The 18,566-nt window shown below is 63.5% G+C and carries 15 protein-coding genes; 7 read left to right on the top strand and 8 right to left on the bottom strand.

What is annotated here, in order from left to right; translation table 11 throughout:
• Nucleotides 1-96: 96 nt before the first annotated feature.
• Nucleotides 97-1,404 (top strand): adenylosuccinate lyase, encoded by a 1,308-nt coding sequence (gene purB, locus EY713_RS12775; protein WP_131115390.1) that lies wholly within the window; start codon nt 97-99, stop codon nt 1,402-1,404.
• A gap of 58 nt (nt 1,405-1,462) precedes the next feature.
• On the opposite strand, the gene EY713_RS12770 is transcribed toward purB, so the two are convergent.
• Nucleotides 1,463-2,458, bottom strand: a complete 996-nt coding sequence (locus EY713_RS12770; RefSeq protein ID WP_131115388.1) for an NADP-dependent oxidoreductase — start codon at nt 2,456-2,458, stop codon at nt 1,463-1,465.
• A gap of 129 nt (nt 2,459-2,587) precedes the next feature.
• On the opposite strand from EY713_RS12770, the gene EY713_RS12765 reads away from it, so the two are divergent.
• Nucleotides 2,588-4,522: a potassium transporter Kup gene (locus EY713_RS12765; RefSeq protein WP_245572710.1), complete on the top strand. Its 1,935-nt coding sequence runs from the start codon at nt 2,588-2,590 to the stop codon at nt 4,520-4,522.
• Nucleotides 4,523-4,542: 20 nt separating this feature from the next.
• A complete protein-coding gene (locus EY713_RS12760) occupies nt 4,543-5,061 on the top strand; it encodes a P-loop nucleotide/nucleoside kinase family protein (RefSeq protein WP_131119669.1) in 519 nt (172 codons plus the stop codon).
• A gap of 3 nt (nt 5,062-5,064) precedes the next feature.
• On the opposite strand, the gene EY713_RS12755 is transcribed toward EY713_RS12760, so the two are convergent.
• Nucleotides 5,065-5,493 (bottom strand): Fur family transcriptional regulator, encoded by a 429-nt coding sequence (locus EY713_RS12755; protein WP_131115386.1) that lies wholly within the window; start codon nt 5,491-5,493, stop codon nt 5,065-5,067.
• A 134-nt stretch (nt 5,494-5,627) separates the two neighbouring features.
• Between EY713_RS12755 and EY713_RS12750 the strand changes: the two genes are divergently transcribed.
• On the top strand, nt 5,628-7,220 hold the full coding sequence (locus EY713_RS12750) for a catalase (RefSeq protein WP_131115384.1): 1,593 nt from the start codon (nt 5,628-5,630) through the stop codon (nt 7,218-7,220).
• Between the two features lie 58 nt (nt 7,221-7,278).
• Here the strand turns inward: EY713_RS12750 and EY713_RS12745 are convergent, their stop codons facing one another.
• Nucleotides 7,279-8,520 (bottom strand): TCR/Tet family MFS transporter, encoded by a 1,242-nt coding sequence (locus EY713_RS12745; RefSeq protein WP_131115382.1) that lies wholly within the window; start codon nt 8,518-8,520, stop codon nt 7,279-7,281.
• Between the two features lie 128 nt (nt 8,521-8,648).
• Here EY713_RS12745 and EY713_RS12740 point away from each other — a divergent pair, with 128 nt between their 5' ends.
• A complete protein-coding gene (locus EY713_RS12740; RefSeq protein ID WP_165491119.1) occupies nt 8,649-10,370 on the top strand; it encodes a phospholipase D-like domain-containing protein in 1,722 nt (573 codons plus the stop codon).
• A gap of 21 nt (nt 10,371-10,391) precedes the next feature.
• On the opposite strand, the gene gshB is transcribed toward EY713_RS12740, so the two are convergent.
• Complete coding sequence (gene gshB / locus EY713_RS12735) at nt 10,392-11,351, bottom strand: glutathione synthase (RefSeq protein ID WP_131115378.1); 960 nt, start codon at nt 11,349-11,351, stop codon at nt 10,392-10,394.
• A gap of 96 nt (nt 11,352-11,447) precedes the next feature.
• Nucleotides 11,448-12,866 (bottom strand): sugar porter family MFS transporter, encoded by a 1,419-nt coding sequence (locus EY713_RS12730; RefSeq protein WP_245572709.1) that lies wholly within the window; start codon nt 12,864-12,866, stop codon nt 11,448-11,450.
• Between the two features lie 253 nt (nt 12,867-13,119).
• On the opposite strand from EY713_RS12730, the gene ffh reads away from it, so the two are divergent.
• Nucleotides 13,120-14,691, top strand: a complete 1,572-nt coding sequence (ffh, locus tag EY713_RS12725) for a signal recognition particle protein (protein WP_131115376.1) — start codon at nt 13,120-13,122, stop codon at nt 14,689-14,691.
• A gap of 79 nt (nt 14,692-14,770) precedes the next feature.
• Nucleotides 14,771-15,148 carry a 30S ribosomal protein S16 gene (gene rpsP, locus EY713_RS12720; RefSeq protein ID WP_131115374.1) on the top strand — a complete coding sequence of 126 codons (378 nt, stop codon included), beginning with the start codon at nt 14,771-14,773 and terminating at the stop codon, nt 15,146-15,148.
• 100 nt (nt 15,149-15,248) lie between these two features.
• Here rpsP and ade read toward each other — a convergent pair whose 3' ends face one another.
• The 3 genes from ade to EY713_RS12705 are packed head-to-tail and all read right to left on the bottom strand — an operon-like array spanning nt 15,249 to nt 18,519.
• Complete coding sequence (gene ade / locus EY713_RS12715) at nt 15,249-16,949, bottom strand: adenine deaminase (protein ID WP_210215356.1); 1,701 nt, start codon at nt 16,947-16,949, stop codon at nt 15,249-15,251.
• A 2-nt stretch (nt 16,950-16,951) separates the two neighbouring features.
• Nucleotides 16,952-18,127 (bottom strand): adenylate/guanylate cyclase domain-containing protein, encoded by a 1,176-nt coding sequence (locus EY713_RS12710; protein WP_131115370.1) that lies wholly within the window; start codon nt 18,125-18,127, stop codon nt 16,952-16,954.
• Nucleotides 18,124-18,519 carry a VOC family protein gene (locus EY713_RS12705; RefSeq protein ID WP_131115368.1) on the bottom strand — a complete coding sequence of 132 codons (396 nt, stop codon included), beginning with the start codon at nt 18,517-18,519 and terminating at the stop codon, nt 18,124-18,126. Before EY713_RS12705 ends, EY713_RS12710 begins: the two co-directional genes overlap by 4 nt.
• Between the last annotated feature and the right edge of the window lie 47 nt (nt 18,520-18,566).

Genomic DNA, 18,566 nt, shown 5'->3' with positions numbered 1-18,566 from the left:
TCAGCGACCGTGTCGGTTCGTCCCACCTTCGCCGATTTGCGAGCCGGCGTTCCCGTATGGTACGCGCCAGGATCGTCTTCTTTCCGGTGAGTTCCCATGATCCCGCGCTATTCCCGTCCCGCCATGGTGACCATCTGGGAGCCGCAGACCCGCTTCCGCATCTGGTTCGAGATTGAGGCGCATGCCTGTGACGCACTGGCGGATCTTGGGGTCATTCCGAAAGACGCCGCCAAGGCGATCTGGGAGAAGGCCGGCCATGTGACGTTCGACGTCGCCCGCATCGACGAGATCGAGCGCGAGACCAAGCATGACGTGATCGCGTTCCTGACCCATCTTGCCGAATTTCTAGGCCCGGAAAGCCGCTTCGTGCATCAGGGCATGACCTCGTCGGACGTGCTCGACACGTGCCTCGCGGTCCAACTTGCCCGCGCCAGCGACCTGTTGATCGCCGATGTCGACGCGCTGCTGACAGCACTCCGCAAGCGCGCTTTCGAGCATAAGATGACACCGACGATCGGCCGCTCGCACGGCATCCATGCCGAGCCGGTCACCTTCGGGCTGAAGCTCGCGCTCGCCTATGCTGAATTTGCGCGCTGCCGCGCCCGGTTGGTTGCGGCGCGCGCCGAAATCGCCACCTGCGCGATGTCGGGCGCGGTCGGGACCTTCGCCAACATCGACCCCGCCGTTGAAGTCCATGTCGCCAAAGCTATGGGTCTGACGCCGGAGCCCGTCTCAACGCAGGTCATCCCGCGCGATCGGCATGCCATGTTCTTCGCGACGCTCGGGGTCGTGGCCTCCTGCATCGAGCGGCTCGCGACCGAGATCCGGCACCTGCAGCGGACCGAGGTGCTAGAGGCGGAGGAGTATTTTTCGCCCGGCCAGAAGGGTTCATCGGCGATGCCGCACAAACGCAATCCGGTCCTGACCGAGAATCTCACGGGTCTCGCGCGGCTGGTGCGCGGCATGGTCACGCCAGCGCTCGAAAATGTGGCGCTCTGGCATGAACGCGACATCTCGCATTCATCGGTTGAGCGCGCGATCGGACCGGACGCGACCATCACGCTCGATTTCGCTTTGGCACGGCTGACCAACGTGATCGACAATCTCGTGATCTATCCGGAAAACATGCAGAAAAACCTGGACCGTCTGGGTGGTCTCGTCCATTCGCAGCGCGTGCTGCTGGCGTTGACCCAGGCGGGGGTGTCACGCGAAGACGCCTATCGGCTGGTCCAGCGCAACGCCATGCCGGTGTGGCGCGGCGAAGGCGACTTTCTGACCCTGCTGAAGAACGATCCCGATGTCGCGAAGGCCCTGACGTCCGAGGTGATCGAGAGCCTCTTCGACCTCGGCTATCATACCAAACATGTCGATACGATCTTCGACCGGGTCTTCGGGCCGGCCTGATCGGGCCGTCACAACGCCGGCTCATCAATGGACGGGGCGTTGCGCCCCGTCCCGTCGCCTACACGAGCTTGACGAGTTGCTTGCCGAAATTTTGTCCGTCGAGCAGGCCGATGAAGGCCGCCGGCGCCGCATCGAGCCCCTCGGCGATCGTTTCACGATAGGTCAGCTTGCCGGTCGCGACGAGGTCGGTCAGCGCCGCGATGGCGTCGGGCCACAGATCGAGATGATCCGATACGATGAACCCCTCCATCTTGAACCGCACACGAAGAAAGATGTGCATGTTCGGCAGGGTCGTCGGCGCGCCCTGGTAAGACGCGATGAGGCCGCAGATGGCGACGCGAGACAAATGATTGAGGTGCTCGATCGCGGTCGTGAAGGGCACGCCGCCGACATTCTCGAACAGGCCGTCGATGCCATGGGGAAGAGCCGCCGCGAGATCGGCCGCAAAGCTGCTCGATTTGTGATCGACGCAAGCATCGTAGCCGAGGGTCTCGACCGCGTAACGGCACTTGTCGGGGCCGCCTGCGATACCGACAGCGCGAGCGCCGGCCGCTTTCGCCAACTGGCCGACGACTGAGCCAACGGCTCCCGTCGCCGCAGACACCAGGATTGTTTCACCCGGCTTCGGAGCGATGATTTTGTTCAAGCCGTACCATGCGGTCACGCCCGGCATGCCGGCGACGCCCAGAAAGGCGCTGAGCGGCACGCGACTGTCATCGACCTTGCGAAGCCCTGCGCCGTCACTGATGGCATAAAGCTGCCAGCCGCCCATACCGACCACCTTGTCGCCAGGTTTGAATGACGAGTGGCGTGACTCGACCACATCGCCGACCGTCCCACCCCCCATGGTGGCGCCGATCTCCTGCGGCACCGCATAGGATTTCGCCGCGCTCATGCGGCCCCGCATGTAGGGATCGAGCGACAGAAACAGGTTGCGGATCAACACCTGCCCCTCACGCAACGCCGCAACAGGGGCCTCGACCATGCGAAAATGCCGGCTCTCGACCTTGCCTTCGGGTCGACTATCGAGAACGAGGCTTCTGTTGGTCATCATCGCGCGGGAACTCCTTGTCGCTGCGGTCGTCAGCCGCAGATGGGTCAGGCTATGCGACGGTTCAACTCATGCCATTGCATGCCTGCCTCCAATCGCGCATGGGTTCGCCGAGCGATGCTGGAGCTGTTTATGTCAACACGTGCCGCAGACGAAAACAGCGCCGCACGGACGATGCCGTCCTCCGGCCCGCATAAGCCCGACGCCGTGCATGGACATCCGACGACGAGCCTGCCGGCCCTTGGTCTCGCGGCGCTCGGCATCGTGTTCGGCGATATCGGCACCAGCCCACTTTACACCTTGAAGACGGTGCTGGACGGCATCGGCGATGCCACGCAGCCCGCGACGATCCTCGGTCTGCTGAGCCTCTTGATCTGGACCTTGGTGATCGTCACGACGCTGAAATACGTCACCATCGCGATGAGCGTCGGCAACGATGGCGAAGGCGGTATTCTCGCGCTGATGTCGCTGATCGGCATGAAGAAACATCGGGCCGCCATCGTGGCGATCGGGCTGTTCGGCGCAGCGCTGATTTATGGCGACGGAGCGATCACGCCCGCCATTTCGGTGCTGTCGGCGATCGAGGGCCTCGATATGGCGACCCCCGCGTTCCATCCCTATATCGTGCCGGGTGCGGTCGCGATCCTGCTGGCGCTATTCATCGCGCAACCGCTCGGCACCGAGCGGATCGGCAAGGCCTTCGGTCCCATCATGGTGGCATGGTTCCTGGCGCTTGCGGCCATGGGGATCGGCGGCATCCTCCATCACCCTGGAGTCTTCGCCGCCCTCAATCCGGTTTATGGAATAGCCTTTCTGGCCTCCAATGGCGTGAAAGGCTTTCTCGTACTCGGCGGGGTCTTTCTCTGTGTTACGGGCGCCGAAGCCCTCTATGCCGATATGGGTCATTTCGGGCCGAAACCGATCCGCCTTGCCTGGATCGGTGTCGTGTTTCCCAGCCTCGTGCTGAATTATGCCGGACAAGCCGCGATCGTGCTCGACGGCGCCCCGACGGACGGCAACATCTTCTATCGGCTCTGCCCGGGTCCGCTACTGATCCCGCTGGTCGTGCTGGCGACGCTCGCAACCATCATTGCCAGCCAAGCCATCATCACGGGCGCGTTTTCGATGACCCGCCAAGCGATCCAACTCGGCTGGCTGCCGCGCGTCGCGGTCAAGCAGACATCGGCCGAAGGCTACGGACAAATCTACGTCGGAAGCGTCAATTGGATCCTGATGATCGTGACGATCGGGCTGACGCTCGGATTTCAGAAATCGGATCATCTCGCGAGCGCCTATGGCATCGCGGTCTCGCTCACGATGCTGATCACGACCGTGCTGCTGTTCATCGCCATGCGCGAAATTCTCAAGTGGAGCGCGGCCGTCGCGGGCCTGGTCGCGGCCTTCTTTCTCATCATCGATCTGGCCTTCGTCGGCGCCAATGCGGTGAAGATCGCCGATGGCGGCTATGTGCCTCTGCTGATCGCGGCCCTCATCTACGGACTGATGTGGATCTGGCATCGCGGCTCCGAAGCGGTGGCCAAGCGGTTCGAGGAAAGCATCATCCGGGTCGAAGATTTCAGCGCCCAGGCGGTGGCCAAACAAACCCCGCGTGTCCCCGGCACAGCGGTGTTCCTCACGCGGACCACGCGCGATGTGCCGCCCGTGCTGCTCTGGCATATGCAGCATAACCGCGCGCTTCACACGTATCTGTTCGTTCTGACGGTCAGCACCGCCTCGGTGCCGTGGATCGCTGCCGACAAGCATCTCACGGTCGACGAACTCGCGCCGAACTTCTGGCGTGCCGAAGCGGTGTTCGGCTTTATGGAAAATATCGACATCCCTGCCCTGCTGGCGACGGCCGAATATCACGGTTGTCGGCTCGATCTCGAGGACGTGACCTATTACGTCGGCCATGCCTCGATCGTGCGACGCGAGGACGGTCGAGGCTTGCCGCGATGGATCGAGGCCATCTATGCCGCGATGGAACGTAACTCGAGCCATGTCGGCGACGTGATGCGCCTGCCGCACGAGAATACCGTGGAGCTCGGGCGGCAGGTCTCGATTTGACGCTGGTGGACAGACAACCGCTGCTGATCGTGCTGAGCGGGTTGCCGGGTACCGGAAAGACCACGATCGCCCGACTGCTGGCGCGCCGCCTTCGTGCCGCCCATATCCGGATCGACACGATCGAACAGGGGATCCGCAATGCGGGCGAGGCCGTCGGCATCGCCGGCTATCTCGTCGGATATGGCATGGCCGGGGATCATATCGCGCTCGGGCTCGATGTGGTTGCCGATAGCGTCAATCCGTTGCCGGAAACGCGCGCGGCCTGGCAATCGGTCGCCCAGCGGAACGGCGCGGCCCTGCTGAACGTCGAGATCATCTGTTCCGATCCGGTCGAGCACCGGCGGCGCGTGGAAGGGCGCGTCAAAGACGATACGGGTCTGATCCCCCCGACCTGGGCGGGTGTCTTGACGCATGACTACGAGGCGAGGCTGGATCACCGCCTCGTGCTCGATACCGCGATGATGTCGCCTGTCGACGCTGTATCGCGGATCATCGACGGGATGGCAGCCGCCTTGGACAGGAGCATCGTCGAGGGCTAGCCCTTACGGCTTCGCGCAGGCTTGGCACAAGCCGTTGAACGTCAGCGCCACATCCGAGATCGTGATGTGATTGGCTTTGTTTAAAGCGACGATATCGGCCGTCGGAATGTCATAATCGACATCCTCGACGCGGCCACATGCGGTGCAGAGAAAATGCGCGTGACCGTGTCGCGAGGGTTCGTAGAGAGCCGAGGCGGTGCCGGGCACCTTCACTTCATGCACAAGGCCCAAGTCGCGCAACCGTTCCAGCGCGCGATAGACCGTGGAATGGCCGAGTCCAGCCTGCCGCCGCCGCGCTTCGGCATAGATGTCCCCGGCCGCAGCATGTTGGCCCGGAGGCTGCGCCAGAACCACGTCATAGACGAGCCGATAGTTCTTCGGGAGCTTGGGCGGCGTATCCGGATGCATCTCAAACTCTTGGTTTCGACTCATCGGCAAATCTCATCCTTGCCTTGATGATCAAAAGTGAATATGGTTCTCACTGTCACCCAGACGGGTTCGAAGATCAAGCGGAACGGCCGTTCACGGCGTTGCCGCTCCTGCTCCACGATGAAGAGGAACGCCTCATGACTGAGGATAACACTATTCTGACGACCCGTCAGGGTCACCCGGTCCGCGACAATCAGTCTACCCGGACGGTCGGCGAACGCGGCCCGGCGACGCTCGAGAACTATCAGTTCATCGAGAAGATCACGCATTTCGATCGCGAACGAATTCCGGAACGCGTCGTTCATGCGCGCGGCGCTGGCGCACACGGTTATTTTGAAGCCTATGGCAAGATCGGCGACGAGCCGGCCTCCAAATACACGCGCGCCCGCGTGCTGACCGAGACTGGCGTGAGGACGCCGATGGTGGTGCGATTCTCCACCGTGGCCGGTGCTAAAGAGAGCCCCGAGACCGAGCGCGACCCGCGTGGCTTTGCGGTCAAGTTCAAGACTGTCGCCGGCAATTGGGATCTGGTCGGCAACAACCTCAAGGTGTTCTTCATCCGGGACGCTATCAAGTTTCCCGACATGATCCATGCCTTCAAACCGGATCCGGTGACCAATCGCCAGGAAGCCTGGCGGTTCTTCGACTTTGTGGGAATGCACCCCGAGTCGCTCCACATGGTGACGCACCTCAAGTCCCCGTGGGGTATCCCGGCCAATTATCGTGAGATGGAAGGCTCTGGCGTCAACACCTACAAGCTCGTCAACGACGAGGGTGAAGCCGTTCTCTGCAAATTCCATTGGGAGCCGAAACAGGGCATTCGCAACCTAACCTCCGCTCAGGCCGCCGAGATCCAGGGTAAGGATGTCGGCCATGCCACGCGCGACCTCTATGACAACATCGCCAAGGGCAATTTCCCGGAGTGGGAATTCTGCGTGCAGATCATGCCCGATGGCCCGAACGACCATCTCTCCTTCGACCCGCTCGACGACACCAAGCTGTGGCCTGTCGATCAATTCCCGCTGCTGCCCTGTGGCCGCATGGTGTTGGATCGCGCCCCGTCGAACTTCTTCGCGGAAGTTGAGCAGGTCGCGTTCGGCACGGGGGTGCTGGTCGATGGTATCGACTTCTCGGACGACAAGATGCTCCAGGGCCGGACGCTGTCCTACTCGGACACGCAGCGTCACCGCGTCGGCGCGAACTATCTGCAGTTGCCGATCAACGCGCCGCGTGAGGGCCTCCGCGCCATGACCAACCAGCGCGACGGCCAGATGACCTATGTGGTCGATGGCGGCCCGAACCCCAACGTCAACTATGAGCCAAGCGTGCTGGGCCAGAGCCTCAAGGAAGCTCCGAAGCCGGCCAAGGACTATCACCAGCCGGTCGAGGGGCGTCTCGGTCGTTATCAGACCAGCCGCACCACGGACGATTACACCCAGGCCGGCGAGCGTTATCGCACGTTCCAGGATTGGGAGCGCGACGACCTCATCAACAACCTCGTCAACGACATGAAGGCCTGCCCGGAGGCGATCCAGCTTCGCATGGTGTGGCACTTCTGGCATTGCGATCCCGATTACGGCACCCGCGTCGCGACGGGCGCCGGTATCGATCTGGAAAAGGCGAAAGCTCTTCCGCCGCTGCCGGGCCGCGCGGCTCCGGGCCAGCGGCTCGAGCACCCGACCTATACGGATGGCACGACCGAGGAGCCGATGCGGACCGCAGCGGAATAAGCGGCCGAAGCACGCGACGTCAACGTCAAGGCCCGGCGGAGCGATCCGCCGGGCTTTTTCACGCCACCGCGCCGGGTCGTGGGGAGGTTCGTAACAACAGCAGGGTCGAGGCGCCGAACAGAACCGCCGCCGCCGCGAAGGGTGCGCCGGGGAACAGAACCGGCGCGCCGGGCGCCGTAAAAGCCGCGAAGATCTGCGTCATCAGCAGTGGCCCGAGAATCGAGGCAAGGCTTTGCACGCTGGCGACAGCGCCCTGCAGCTCCCCTTGCGCCTCGGCCGGTACCTCATGCGACATCAACGCGTTGATGGCCGGCATCGCGAGCCCCTGAATGGCCCCGAGGATGATCAGCGCATAGACCATCCAGCCCTCGCTCGCGAGCATGTAACCGATCGCCGATAGGCAGGCCGCCACGACGCCGATCAGCGCCGCATTCCGCTCCCCGATGCGGCGAATGATGGGAGCCACCAACAGCCCCTGCACCAGGGCGGACGTGATGCCGACCAGGGCCAGAGAGATGCCGATCTGCGCTTCGCTCCAGCCGTATCGGGCGATCGCCGAATAAGCCCAGACCGATACATATACGGCCTGCGCGAGGAAAAAGAGCAGCAGCACGATCGCCCAACGGGTCAGGGCGGGCTGGCGACGCAGGGCCGCGACGGCCCCGAACGGACTGGCGCGGGACCATCGGAAGCGCCGTCGCATGTCGGGCTGCAGCGATTCCGGCAGGACGAAATAGCCGAAGGCGAAATTCAGCAGGGAGCAGGCGGCCGCAGCCAGAAACGGCACCTTGTGGCCGAACTGGCCGAGAAGGCCGCCGATGGCCGGGCCAAGGATAAAGCCGATCCCGAAGGCGGCGCCGATCAGCCCGAATGCTTTGGCGCGTCCCTCGGGCGGGGTAATATCGGCGATATAGGCATTCGCGGTCGTGTAGGACGCGCCGCAGATCCCGGCGATGATACGACCGACGAACAGCCACCCGACCGATGGCGCAAAAGCCGTGACGATATAGTCGAGCCCGAGACCGAGGATCGAGGCCAGCAGCACCGGCCGTCGCCCGAACGCATCCGACAGATTGCCGATGGCTGGCCCGCAGAGAAACTGCATGGCCGAATAGGCCACGAACAGCCAACCGCCCACCACCGACGCTTGCGAGATATCACTCCCGGAGATCGCGCGAATCATCTCCGGCAGGACCGGGACCACAATGCCGATGCCGACCATGTCGAGCAGGACGGAGGCGAGGACCACGGAGAGGGCAAGGCGATGGGAGGGGGCGGGCGTTTCGGATGAATGAGACATGCCGGGCCTCAATAGACGTCCGGCCCCGATGACGCCAGTTGGCTCGCGCGATCGGAGCCAAAACCCTGTCATGCAACCGCAAAGCGATGGCGCTAGCCTCAGGCGGGTTTCAGCCGGAGGGTGGTTGCTTGGACAAGCCGCAGGCGCGCGCCACGTCGAACAACGATGTCGTCATGATCGTCTGGCATTATCCGGACAAGCTGCCGGATTGTCTCGGCTTTCGGATCGACCGGAAGGATATGGCGCATCCGAAATCCGCCTGGACGGCGCTTCCGGCCTGGGTCGGGTTTCAGGGTCAATCCAACCCGGAATGGAAACCGAACACGACCGCGGTCTGGCCCATTCAGAAATACGAGTGGAAGGACGTGACGGCTAAGCGAGGCGGCACCTATGCCTACCGGATCGTTCCGGTCGGCGGCACGCCGTCGACCGACACGGCGCTTGACGCTCTGGCCGATGTCACGAGCCTCGAAACCGACCCGGTGACGTTGACGCCCGAGCGCGGCAGCTTCCGCGCCTATTTCAACCGGGGCATCCTATCGACCCAATTCGTCTCGCATGCGGTCAAGCCCGGTCCGTCGGGCGCCCCGGATTTCAAGATCCTGCTCGATCGTATCGACCAGCCGGGCGATCCGTTGCGAAACGCCCTCGCGGGCCAGATGATCGAAGGTTTGTTGCTCTTGCTCAATCGCGCCAAGCAGGACGGCGGTGACTGTTACGCGGCCCTCTATGAGTTGACCGACCCGGAGCTCGAACAGGCCCTGCTCAAGGCCGAGCGGCTACATCTCATCCTGTCCAACACAGGGACGGACGACGCGGAAAACGCCCCGGCCCGGCAGGCTCTGCACGACCATGACGGCATCGACCTGATCGACCGCTTCGTGCCGTCCGGCCACATCGGGCACAACAAATTCATGGTTTATGTCGATCCGAAAGGGAAGGCTCAGGCCGTCCTGCTCGGCAGCACGAATTGGACCGACACAGCCGTTTGCGCGCAATCCAACAACGCGCTCGTAGTGCAGGATGCGACGATCGCGGAGGCCTATCTCGCCTATTGGCAGAGGTTGAAAGCCGACACGCCCGCGGACGGTAAAGCCAAGCAATCCGCTGCCTTACGCGACGCCGATGCCAGGGCGGCGCTCACCGACAGCCCGATCGACGAGGGCCACGCGACCCTGTGGTTCTCGCCCAATACGCCGAAGGCGCGCGCGACCCGACGGGGCGCCACAGAGGCTGTTCCACCCGATCTCGACGAGGTCTTCGGCCTGATGAGGGCCGCCAAACACGCCGTTCTGTTTCTGCTGTTTCAGCCCGGCAAGCCGAGCGTCCTCGATGTCGCGGTCGAGATCGCCAAGGCGAATGACGGTGTGTTCGTGCGGGGCGCCGCCACGGATGCCAAAGCCGTCGAGGCCGCCGACACGATGTTGATCCATCGCCCCGGCGAAAAGCCGGTCGACGTGGTGGCCGCGAGCGCCATCAAGGATCAGTTCGCCTTCTGGCAGCAGGAATTGCTGAAGGCCGGCCCCAACGCCCATGCGATCATCCACGACAAGATCATCGTGATCGATCCCCTTTCGGACGATTGCGTCGTCATCACCGGCAGCCATAACCTCGGCTATCGGGCGTCCTACAATAATGACGAAAACCTGCTGATCGTGAAGGGCCACAAGGCTTTGGCGCAAGCCTATATGGTCCATGTCATGGACATCTATGACCATTACCGGTTCCGCTACGTGATCCAGCAGGCCGGCAAGCAGGCCTTCTCGGGGCTCAGCCCCAACGACACGTGGCAGGACAAGTATTTCGACCCGAACAACGACGCGAGCCGCGACTGGAAGGTCTGGTTCTAGCGGCGCGGTGCGGCGCTCGCGTTAGACCGCCGGCGAAAAGCTCGCGCGCTTCTGCTCGATCGCGTCCCAGATCATCGCGGCGATATCCGGGCCGCCCAGGCGCTTGATGGCGCGCAGCCCCGTCGGCGACGTTACGTTGATCTCGGTGAGGTGGCCGTCGATCACGTCGATGCCAGTGAACAACAGGCCGCGCCGCTTCAGTTCCGGCCCGACGGTGGCGCAAATCTCCTGCTCGCGCGGCGACAGGTCGGTCGCGGTCGCGGCCCCGCCCCGCACCATGTTGGAGCGGATGTCATCCTGCGCCGGCACGCGATTGACCGCGCCGGCCGCGACACCGTCGACGAGGATGATGCGCTTGTCGCCATGCACGATCTCGGGCAGGAACCGCTGCACCACCCAGGGTTCGCGGAACGTCACCGAGAAGAGATCGAATAGCGAACCGAAATTCGGGTCCCGGCGCGAGACCTTGAACACGGCAGCGCCGCCGTTGCCGTAAAGCGGCTTCATCACGACATCGCCATGTTCGGCCCGGAAGGCTTCGATAGCATCTCGGTTGCGGGTGATGAGCGTTGGCGGCATCAACGCGGGATAATCGAGCACGAACAGCTTTTCGGGCGCGTTGCGGACGCCTGCCGGATCGTTGACCACCAGCGTCTTCGGATGCACCCGCTCGAGCAGATGCGTCGACGTGATATAGGCGAGATCGAAGGGTGGGTCCTGCCGCAGCAAGACCACGTCGACCGAGTCGAGCGGCGTCACGACACCATCGCCGAGCGTGAAGTGATCGCCCTTCTGGTCGCGAACCGACAAGGGATGCATGACGGCGACGACATCGCTGCCCCGCTGCGACAGGGCGTCTGGCGTGTAATAGCGCAGCGTATGACCACGCTGCTGCGCTTCGAGCAACAGGGCAAAGGTGGAATCGCCCGCGATGTTGATGCGGTCGATCGGGTCCATCTGGACGGCGACGGTCAGAGCCATGGTGATCCTCGAAGCAGGCCGGCCAAACCGGCAAGATGACCCGCACAGCACATAAGCGAACGGGTCTCGTCAACTCCCTCGATCAGGCGGAGAGCCTCACCGGCCCACAACCGCCCCGTGGGGAACCGAGGCATCGCCGCTCATATCGGCTTCGATCTGTTCAAGGCTGCGGCCCTTGGTTTCGGGCACGAAGCGAAGCGTGAACAGCACCGCCAAGACGGTCAGGGCCGCATAGATCAGGAACACGCCGGAGGAGCCCAGCGCCTGCACCAGATTGAGGAAGGTCGCCGTGACGATCAAGTTCAAAACCCATTGCGCCACGGTGGCGATCCCCATGGCCCGCCCTCGCAGACGCAGCGGGAAGATTTCGGAGATCAGCAGCCAGAACACAGGCCCAAGCCCAACCGCGAAGAAGCCGACATAAAGGCAAAGAGCCGCAATGGTGAGCCAGCCCACCGACGCGTTGGCACCGAACGCGAACGCAAAGGCCAGCAGACAAAGGCTGGCCGCCATGCCGCAGAGGCTCCAGATCAAGAGCGGCCGACGGCCGAGCCCATCGACGAGCCGCATCGACACCAGGGTGAACAGCACATTGACGAGCCCGACGCCGGCGGTCGCCAGAATGGCGGCCGATGCCGACGAGAGACCGGCGGTCTGAAAAATGGTCGGCGCGAAGTAGATGACGGTGTTGACGCCCGTGATCTGCTGGAAGATCGCAAGGCCGATGCCCACGATCATCGAATTGCGCAAAGCCGGCTTGAGCAATTCGCCCCAGGCGTGGGATTTTCCATCATCCCGGCGAAGATCCTTCCGCAAGCTGGTGAGTTCGCCGGTGAGGTCGACGCCGTTGCCGCGCACGCGGCGCAGCGCGCCTTCGGCATCCTTCATACGGCCATGGCCGGCGAGCCAGCGCGGACTCTCCGGCAGCAGCAGCATGCCGATGAACAGGATGGCACCGGGGACGGCCCCAAGCCCAAGCATCCACCGCCAGCCTTCGTGAACACCGGACAGGCCATAGCCGACGAGGTAGGACACGAAGATACCGACCGTTAGAAACAATTGATTGAGTGAAACGATCACGCCCCGGTTCTTCGCAGGTGCCATTTCCGAGAGATACAGGGGCGTCAGCATTGACGACACGCCGATCGCGACACCGACCACGACACGGCCGACCAACAAAACCGTCAGGGTCGTGGCGGCGGCGGAAATCAACGAGCCCGCGATGAAGATCAGAGCCGTGAAGAGGATCACGGTGCGGCGACCGAAGCGATCCGACAGGCTGCCGGCAAAACCGGCACCGGCTGCAGCCCCAGCCAGCGCAATGGCGGCGACGAGGCCTTGCATGGCAGGGCTGAGTGCGAACAGGTCGCGAATGTAAAGGAGCGCACCGGAGATGACGCCGGTGTCGTAGCCGAACAACAGGCCACCAAGCGCCGCAACGCCGGCGATGAACACGTAATGCATGGATGAAGCCCGCCCGTAGAACGATAGGCGATCGAGCGCCGCCGCGGCCACGACTGTAGCGTGGTTCGGTTGCGTTTGCGCGCGGCATGAGCCGAAAAGGCGTGCGTGTCCCGCAGTTCCGCCCACTCTTGGCAGGGGTTGACCGGGGAGCCGCCCTCGCCTATCAAAATCGCTGCTCTTCGGGGCAACCACCTCCGTCTTCATCCAGTCATGGTGAGACGACCGTCCGGCAGCGCTGAGCGCCCCCGGGCGCGTTTTTCGTTGAGCCTCTGGCTTGGCTGAAGTCGGAAACCCAGGATCAGGCATGTTCGACGGCCTCTCGGAAAAGCTATCCGGCATTTTCGACCAGCTCACCCGCCGCGGTGCGCTGAGCGAGAACGACGTCAATGCAGCGATGCGCGAAGTGCGGCGCGCGCTGCTCGAAGCCGACGTGGCGCTCGATGTCGTCCGCTCCTTCATCGACAAGGTGCGGGCCCAGGCCGTCGGCGCCAACGTGATCAAGTCGGTCACGCCCGGCCAGATGGTCATCAAGATCGTCAACGACGTGCTGATCGAGACGCTCGGCGCCGAAGCCGATCCGATCAACCTCGATGCGGCCTCCCCGGTCGGCATCATGATGGTCGGCCTGCAGGGTGCCGGCAAGACGACGACGGCTGCGAAAATCGCCAAGCGGTTGACCGACCGCCAGAAGCGCAAGGTGCTGATGGCGTCGCTCGACGTGAAGCGCCCAGCCGCGCAAGAGCAGCTCGCGGTGCTGGGCCGTCAGGTCGGGGTCGACACGTTGCCGATCGTTCCAGGCCAGACGCCCGTGCAGATCGCCCGCCGCGCCGAACAGGTTGCGCGGTTGCAAGGCTATGACGTCGTCATTCTCGACACTGCCGGCCGCACCCATATCGACGAAGAGCTCATGGCCGAAATGGCCGAGATCAAAGCGATCGCGACGCCGCATGAAATCTTGCTGGTGGCCGACAGCCTGACCGGCCAGGACGCGGTCAATCTCGCACGCTCCTTCAACGAGCGGGTCGAGATCACCGGCATCGTGCTGACCCGCGTCGATGGCGATGGGCGCGGCGGTGCGGCGCTGTCGATGCGGGCCGTGACCGGCAAACCGATCAAGCTCCTCGGCACCGGCGAAAAGATGGATGCGCTGGAGGATTTTCATCCTTCCCGCATCGCCAACCGCATCCTCGGCATGGGCGATATCGTCTCGCTGGTCGAAAAGGCGGCCGAGTCGATCGACGCCGAAAAGGCGATGCGCGTCGCCGAGAAGATGCGGAAGGGCAAGTTCGACCTGCAGGATTTGAGCGATCAGCTCGCCCAGGTCGAAAAGCTCGGCGGCATGGGCGGCATCATGGGAATGCTGCCCGGCATGGCCAAGATGAAGGACCAGATCGCCCAGGCCAATATCGGCGAGGGCATGATCAAGCGGCAGCGCGCCATCATTTCGTCGATGACGCCGGGCGAGCGCCGCAATCCCGATCTTCTGAAGGCCTCGCGCAAGAAGCGCATCGCGAGCGGCGCCGGCGCCAAGGTGGAGGAGATCAACCGGCTGCTGAAGCAGCACCGGCAGATGGCCGACATGATGAAGTCGCTCGGTGCGGCGGGCGGTAAGCGCGGCGCGATGGGCAAGATGGCGTCGATGTTTGGCATGGGCAGCGGCAACCCGATGGCCGGCATGGCCCCGCCAAGCCCCGAGCAGCTCGAAGCTCTGCAAAAGCAGATGGGCGGCTCGATGGGGGGGATGCCCAACATCCCCGCTGCACCGCCCGGTCTCGGGTCCAAACCATCCGGCCTGCCGAGCGGCCTCCCCGGCCTCGGCGCACCCCGCCTGCCGGGTCTCGGCGGCCTCAACCCATTCGGGGGCAAGAAGAAATAGGCGAACGCTTGTTTCGACCCCACCGATCCCCGGCCATTCGGCCTCTCTGTCTCAGACCACCAACCACAAAGGAACTATCATGTCGTTGAAGATTCGCCTGTCCCGCTGGGGTGCCAAGAAGCGTCCCGTCTATCGTATCGTCATCGCCGATGCTCGCGCCCCGCGCGATGGTCGCTTCATCGAGAACATCGGCACGTTCGATCCGTTAAAGGCGAAGGACGATGCGACCCGCCTGACCCTGAACGGCGACAAGGCCAAGGATTGGATGGCCAAGGGCGCACAGCCGACCGAGCGCGTCATGAAGCTGCTGGCCATGATCGGCGTTCTCGAGGCGCCGGTCCGCAACAACCCGGAGAAGGCCAAGCCGAAGAAGAAGGCGCAGGAGCGTCTGGCCGAAGCCGAGAAGGTCGCGGCTGCTGCTGCTGCCAAGGCTGCCGAGCTCGCAACCGCCGAATAAGTCGTTTGGCCCGGTCCTTCCCGGATCGGGCCACGCTGCTTTGCGCGGCGATCATCCAACCCTGACGGCGCAAGCGCCTCAGCGGATCGTCAGATCGTGCTTAATCCCGCACGAGTTCGAAGCGATCGACGTCGACCAATCCGCGATCCGTGATCTTGAGATGCGGGATGACGGGTAGCGGCAGAAACGCGACCTGTAGAAACGGCTCGTCCAGCGCGACGCCGAGCGCCTTGGCGGCAGCCCGCAACGGGAGCAAGTCCGCGTGAACATCCTCGAACGTCCCGAGGCTCATGAGCCCGGCCATCGGCAACGCCAGTTCGGCCCGGACCTCGCCATCGCAGGCGACAGCGAAGCCACCCTCGATCTCGATCAGACGATTGACCGCGACCGCCATGTCGGCTTCGCGCGCGCCGACCACGCAGATGTTGTGGCTATCGTGACCGACCGAGGATGCGATGGCGCCACGCGTCATCCCAAATCCATGCACGAAAGCGACGCTGATGTTGCGATTGTGCCCGTGCCGCGCCACGACCGCGACCTTGACGGCATCCTGGTCGAGATCGATCCGCCGTTCGCCGTCCCGATAGGGCAGCGTCATCGGCAGATCGAGCGTGATGATCTTGCCCGGAACGACGCCGATGACGCGGGTCGACGGGCCAGCGCCGCGCGCCGCAAAATCGCGCTCTTCGACGCGCTGGGCCTTGACGCTGTGGCGGCCGATCGGTTGCACCATCCGACGCGTGGCGAAGAGATCGTCGCCGACGAGCCGCCCCGCCGAGATGACGCGTGACACGGCGCACGTGTTGAGATCGTCCAACACCACGAGATCGGCACGGTAGCCCGGTGCAACGAGTCCGCGATCCCGCAAGCCGAAGGCGCGTGCACCGGAATGGCTGGCGGTGCGATAGGCGGCGAGCGGCGTCGCGCCGAGCCGGATCGACTCGCGGATCATGTGGTCGATATGGCCCTCTTCGGCGATATCGAGCGGGTTTCGATCATCCGTGCAGAAGGCGATGTAGGGCGACAGCGCCTCGGTCACGAGGCTGTGTAGCGCATGCAGGTCCTTCGACACGGACCCCTCGCGGATCAGTACCGTCATGCCTTTCGCGAGCTTTTCCATCGCCTCTTCGGCGGTCGTCGCCTCGTGGTCGGTGCGAATACCGGCCGCCAGATAGCCGTTGAGAGCGCGCCCGCGCAGCAAGGGCGCATGCCCGTCGATGTGGCGGCCGGCGAAAGCCGCGAGCTTGGCAAGGCAGCCAGGGTCACGACCGAGCACGCCCGGAAAATTCATGAATTCCGCAAGGCCGATGACCTTGGGATGGTCCGCCAAGCCGATTAGGTCCTCGGCCGCGATCCGAGCCCCCGATGTTTCGAGATCGGTTGCTGGCACGCAGGATGACAGATTGACCCGCAAATCCATCGCGGTCGCGCCTGCGGCATCAAGGAAATACGCGATTCCAGCGAGCCCGAGCACGTTGGCGATCTCGTGCGGATCGCAGATCGCCGTCGTGATCCCGCGTGGCAGCAGGCACCGGTCGAATTCCGCCGGGCTGATGAGCGAGGATTCGACATGGCAATGCGTGTCGATGAAGCCGGGCACGATCACCTTGCCGGTCACGTCGATCTCTTTGACGCCGCTGTAGGTGTCCAAAGTGCCGACGATCGTGTCGCCGCAGATCGCGACATCGGATCGGCTGATCCGGCCCGTGACGAGATCGAAAACCTGCCCCCCTTTCAGCACGAGGTCGGCTGGCGCCGCACCCCGACCCTGCTCGATCCGCGCGGCCAGACGGTCCATCATCGTCATGCAGCGATAATCCCGTTATAGCCACCGCGCTCCAGCGCATGGATCGTGAGAGGTTGGCCGCGCCCCTTGAGGGCATGATCACCCATATGCCGCGACGAGACACCTTCAGGCAAAACCGCAATGCGGCTGAGGAGATCGGACGAAATCAACAGGGGCGCGCCGACAGAGCGCGACAGGGCTTCGATGCGGCCCGTCGTATTCACCACATCGCCGAAATACGAGATTTTGTGTCGATCGACCCCGACATCCGCCGTCACGACCGATCCGCCATGTAGGGCAGCGCGAAACAGCGGCACTTGACCAAACCGCTCTCGCCACATGGCTTCGTCCCGCGCGATGCAATCGAGGAAGGTAAAGACGCAAGCGATGCAACGTGCGTCAATGACGCCACGCTCCATCGTCCAGGTCACCATCGCCATGTCGCCGACGTAATCGTCAATCGAACCACGGTGGCGGCGGACTGGTTCGGCGAGGGCCGCGAAAATGGCTCCGAGAAACTCCTGCGCGCGAAGGTCGCCATGCTGCTGGGCATAGGCGGTCGAACCGATGAGATCGAGGAACAGGAAGATGCGCTCCTCCTCGACCGGGCGATAATACCGGCCGACAAGCATGTTCCTGAACACATCTGAGCCGATGAGGTCGCGCATCCGGATCAACGTCACGACCGTCGCCGACATGATGACGGAGTAGAGCAGCGTCAACGGTTGGAGGACCATAGCCTGAACCGGCGTTCCATCCAGAATACCGAAGGCGAGAAGGATCGATCCCATCGACGCGCTTGTGACCAGAATCAGACCGACGCAGATGGCGATGCCGAGCAGCAAATATCCGGCCAACGGCAGACGCGTCAACGCGCGGCTCAAGCGTGGGAACAGCAGCCCGCGCTCGAACGCCGTGACCGAACCACCGCCGACGAGGCCATAGAGCACGCCGACAAACGGGCGTCCGCCGGGCGCTATCGCACCGTAAAGGGCGCCCGCGCCGCCGCAAAAGACCAGGACCGGGACCCAGAAGACGAAAGCGGCACGCGCTTTCGACCAATCTTGAGATATCGTTTTTGCGGTATGCGGCGGCGACGATTCAATCGATATAGGCTGCTCCACCGTCGGAATCGTGGTGGATCCGACACGATCGACGGACGCTTGCACCGCGATGCCGTCCTCGGTCGTCATACAAAACGCCCGGTCCTTTGCAGAACCTCGATCCGATAGCCGTCCGGATCTACCACGAAGAAGAAGCGGGCCAGCATCTTGCCCTCGTGCAGAAGCTCCTTGACGGGCTCGGGGTTGAGCCCCGCCTCCGTCAGGCGCGCGTGCTCTGCCGCAATATCGGCGACCGAAACGGCAAAGTGGCCGAAGCCATCACCGAGAGCGTAAGGCTCGGTCCGAGCGGCATTGACGGTCAGTTCGAGCTCGAAGGCCGTTTCGTCGTTTCGGAGATAGAGAAGCACGAAATCGCCGAAGTCGAAGCGGTCGGCTACATCGAGGCCGAACGCCTGCTTATAGAAATCGAGGGAACGCTGTTCGTTCAGCACCCTGATCATGCCGTGAATGGCTTTGGCCATGATGCGCCCTCACTTGTGGCCCGATGAAAGGGCCGAACCGACGTTTC

This window comes from Lichenihabitans psoromatis, from assembly GCF_004323635.1.
Taxonomy (GTDB): Bacteria; Pseudomonadota; Alphaproteobacteria; order Rhizobiales; family Beijerinckiaceae; genus Lichenihabitans; species Lichenihabitans psoromatis.
This window is presented reverse-complemented; position numbering and strand designations above follow the sequence as displayed.

Bases quoted from the DNA above. Each gene is read 5' to 3' on its own strand.
- purB (WP_131115390.1), top strand. From the start codon at position 97: ATGATCCCGCGCTATTCCCGTCCCGCCATGGTGACCATCTGGGAGCCG.
- EY713_RS12770 (WP_131115388.1), bottom strand. From the start codon at position 2,458: ATGATGACCAACAGAAGCCTCGTTCTCGATAGTCGACCCGAAGGCAAG.
- EY713_RS12765 (WP_245572710.1), top strand. From the start codon at position 2,588: ATGTCAACACGTGCCGCAGACGAAAACAGCGCCGCACGGACGATGCCG.
- EY713_RS12755 (WP_131115386.1), bottom strand. From the start codon at position 5,493: ATGAGTCGAAACCAAGAGTTTGAGATGCATCCGGATACGCCGCCCAAG.
- EY713_RS12750 (WP_131115384.1), top strand. From the start codon at position 5,628: ATGACTGAGGATAACACTATTCTGACGACCCGTCAGGGTCACCCGGTC.
- EY713_RS12745 (WP_131115382.1), bottom strand. From the start codon at position 8,520: ATGTCTCATTCATCCGAAACGCCCGCCCCCTCCCATCGCCTTGCCCTC.
- gshB (WP_131115378.1), bottom strand. From the start codon at position 11,351: ATGGCTCTGACCGTCGCCGTCCAGATGGACCCGATCGACCGCATCAAC.
- ffh (WP_131115376.1), top strand. From the start codon at position 13,120: ATGTTCGACGGCCTCTCGGAAAAGCTATCCGGCATTTTCGACCAGCTC.
- rpsP (WP_131115374.1), top strand. From the start codon at position 14,771: ATGTCGTTGAAGATTCGCCTGTCCCGCTGGGGTGCCAAGAAGCGTCCC.
- ade (WP_210215356.1), bottom strand. From the start codon at position 16,949: ATGATGGACCGTCTGGCCGCGCGGATCGAGCAGGGTCGGGGTGCGGCG.
- EY713_RS12710 (WP_131115370.1), bottom strand. From the start codon at position 18,127: ATGACGACCGAGGACGGCATCGCGGTGCAAGCGTCCGTCGATCGTGTC.
- EY713_RS12705 (WP_131115368.1), bottom strand. From the start codon at position 18,519: ATGGCCAAAGCCATTCACGGCATGATCAGGGTGCTGAACGAACAGCGT.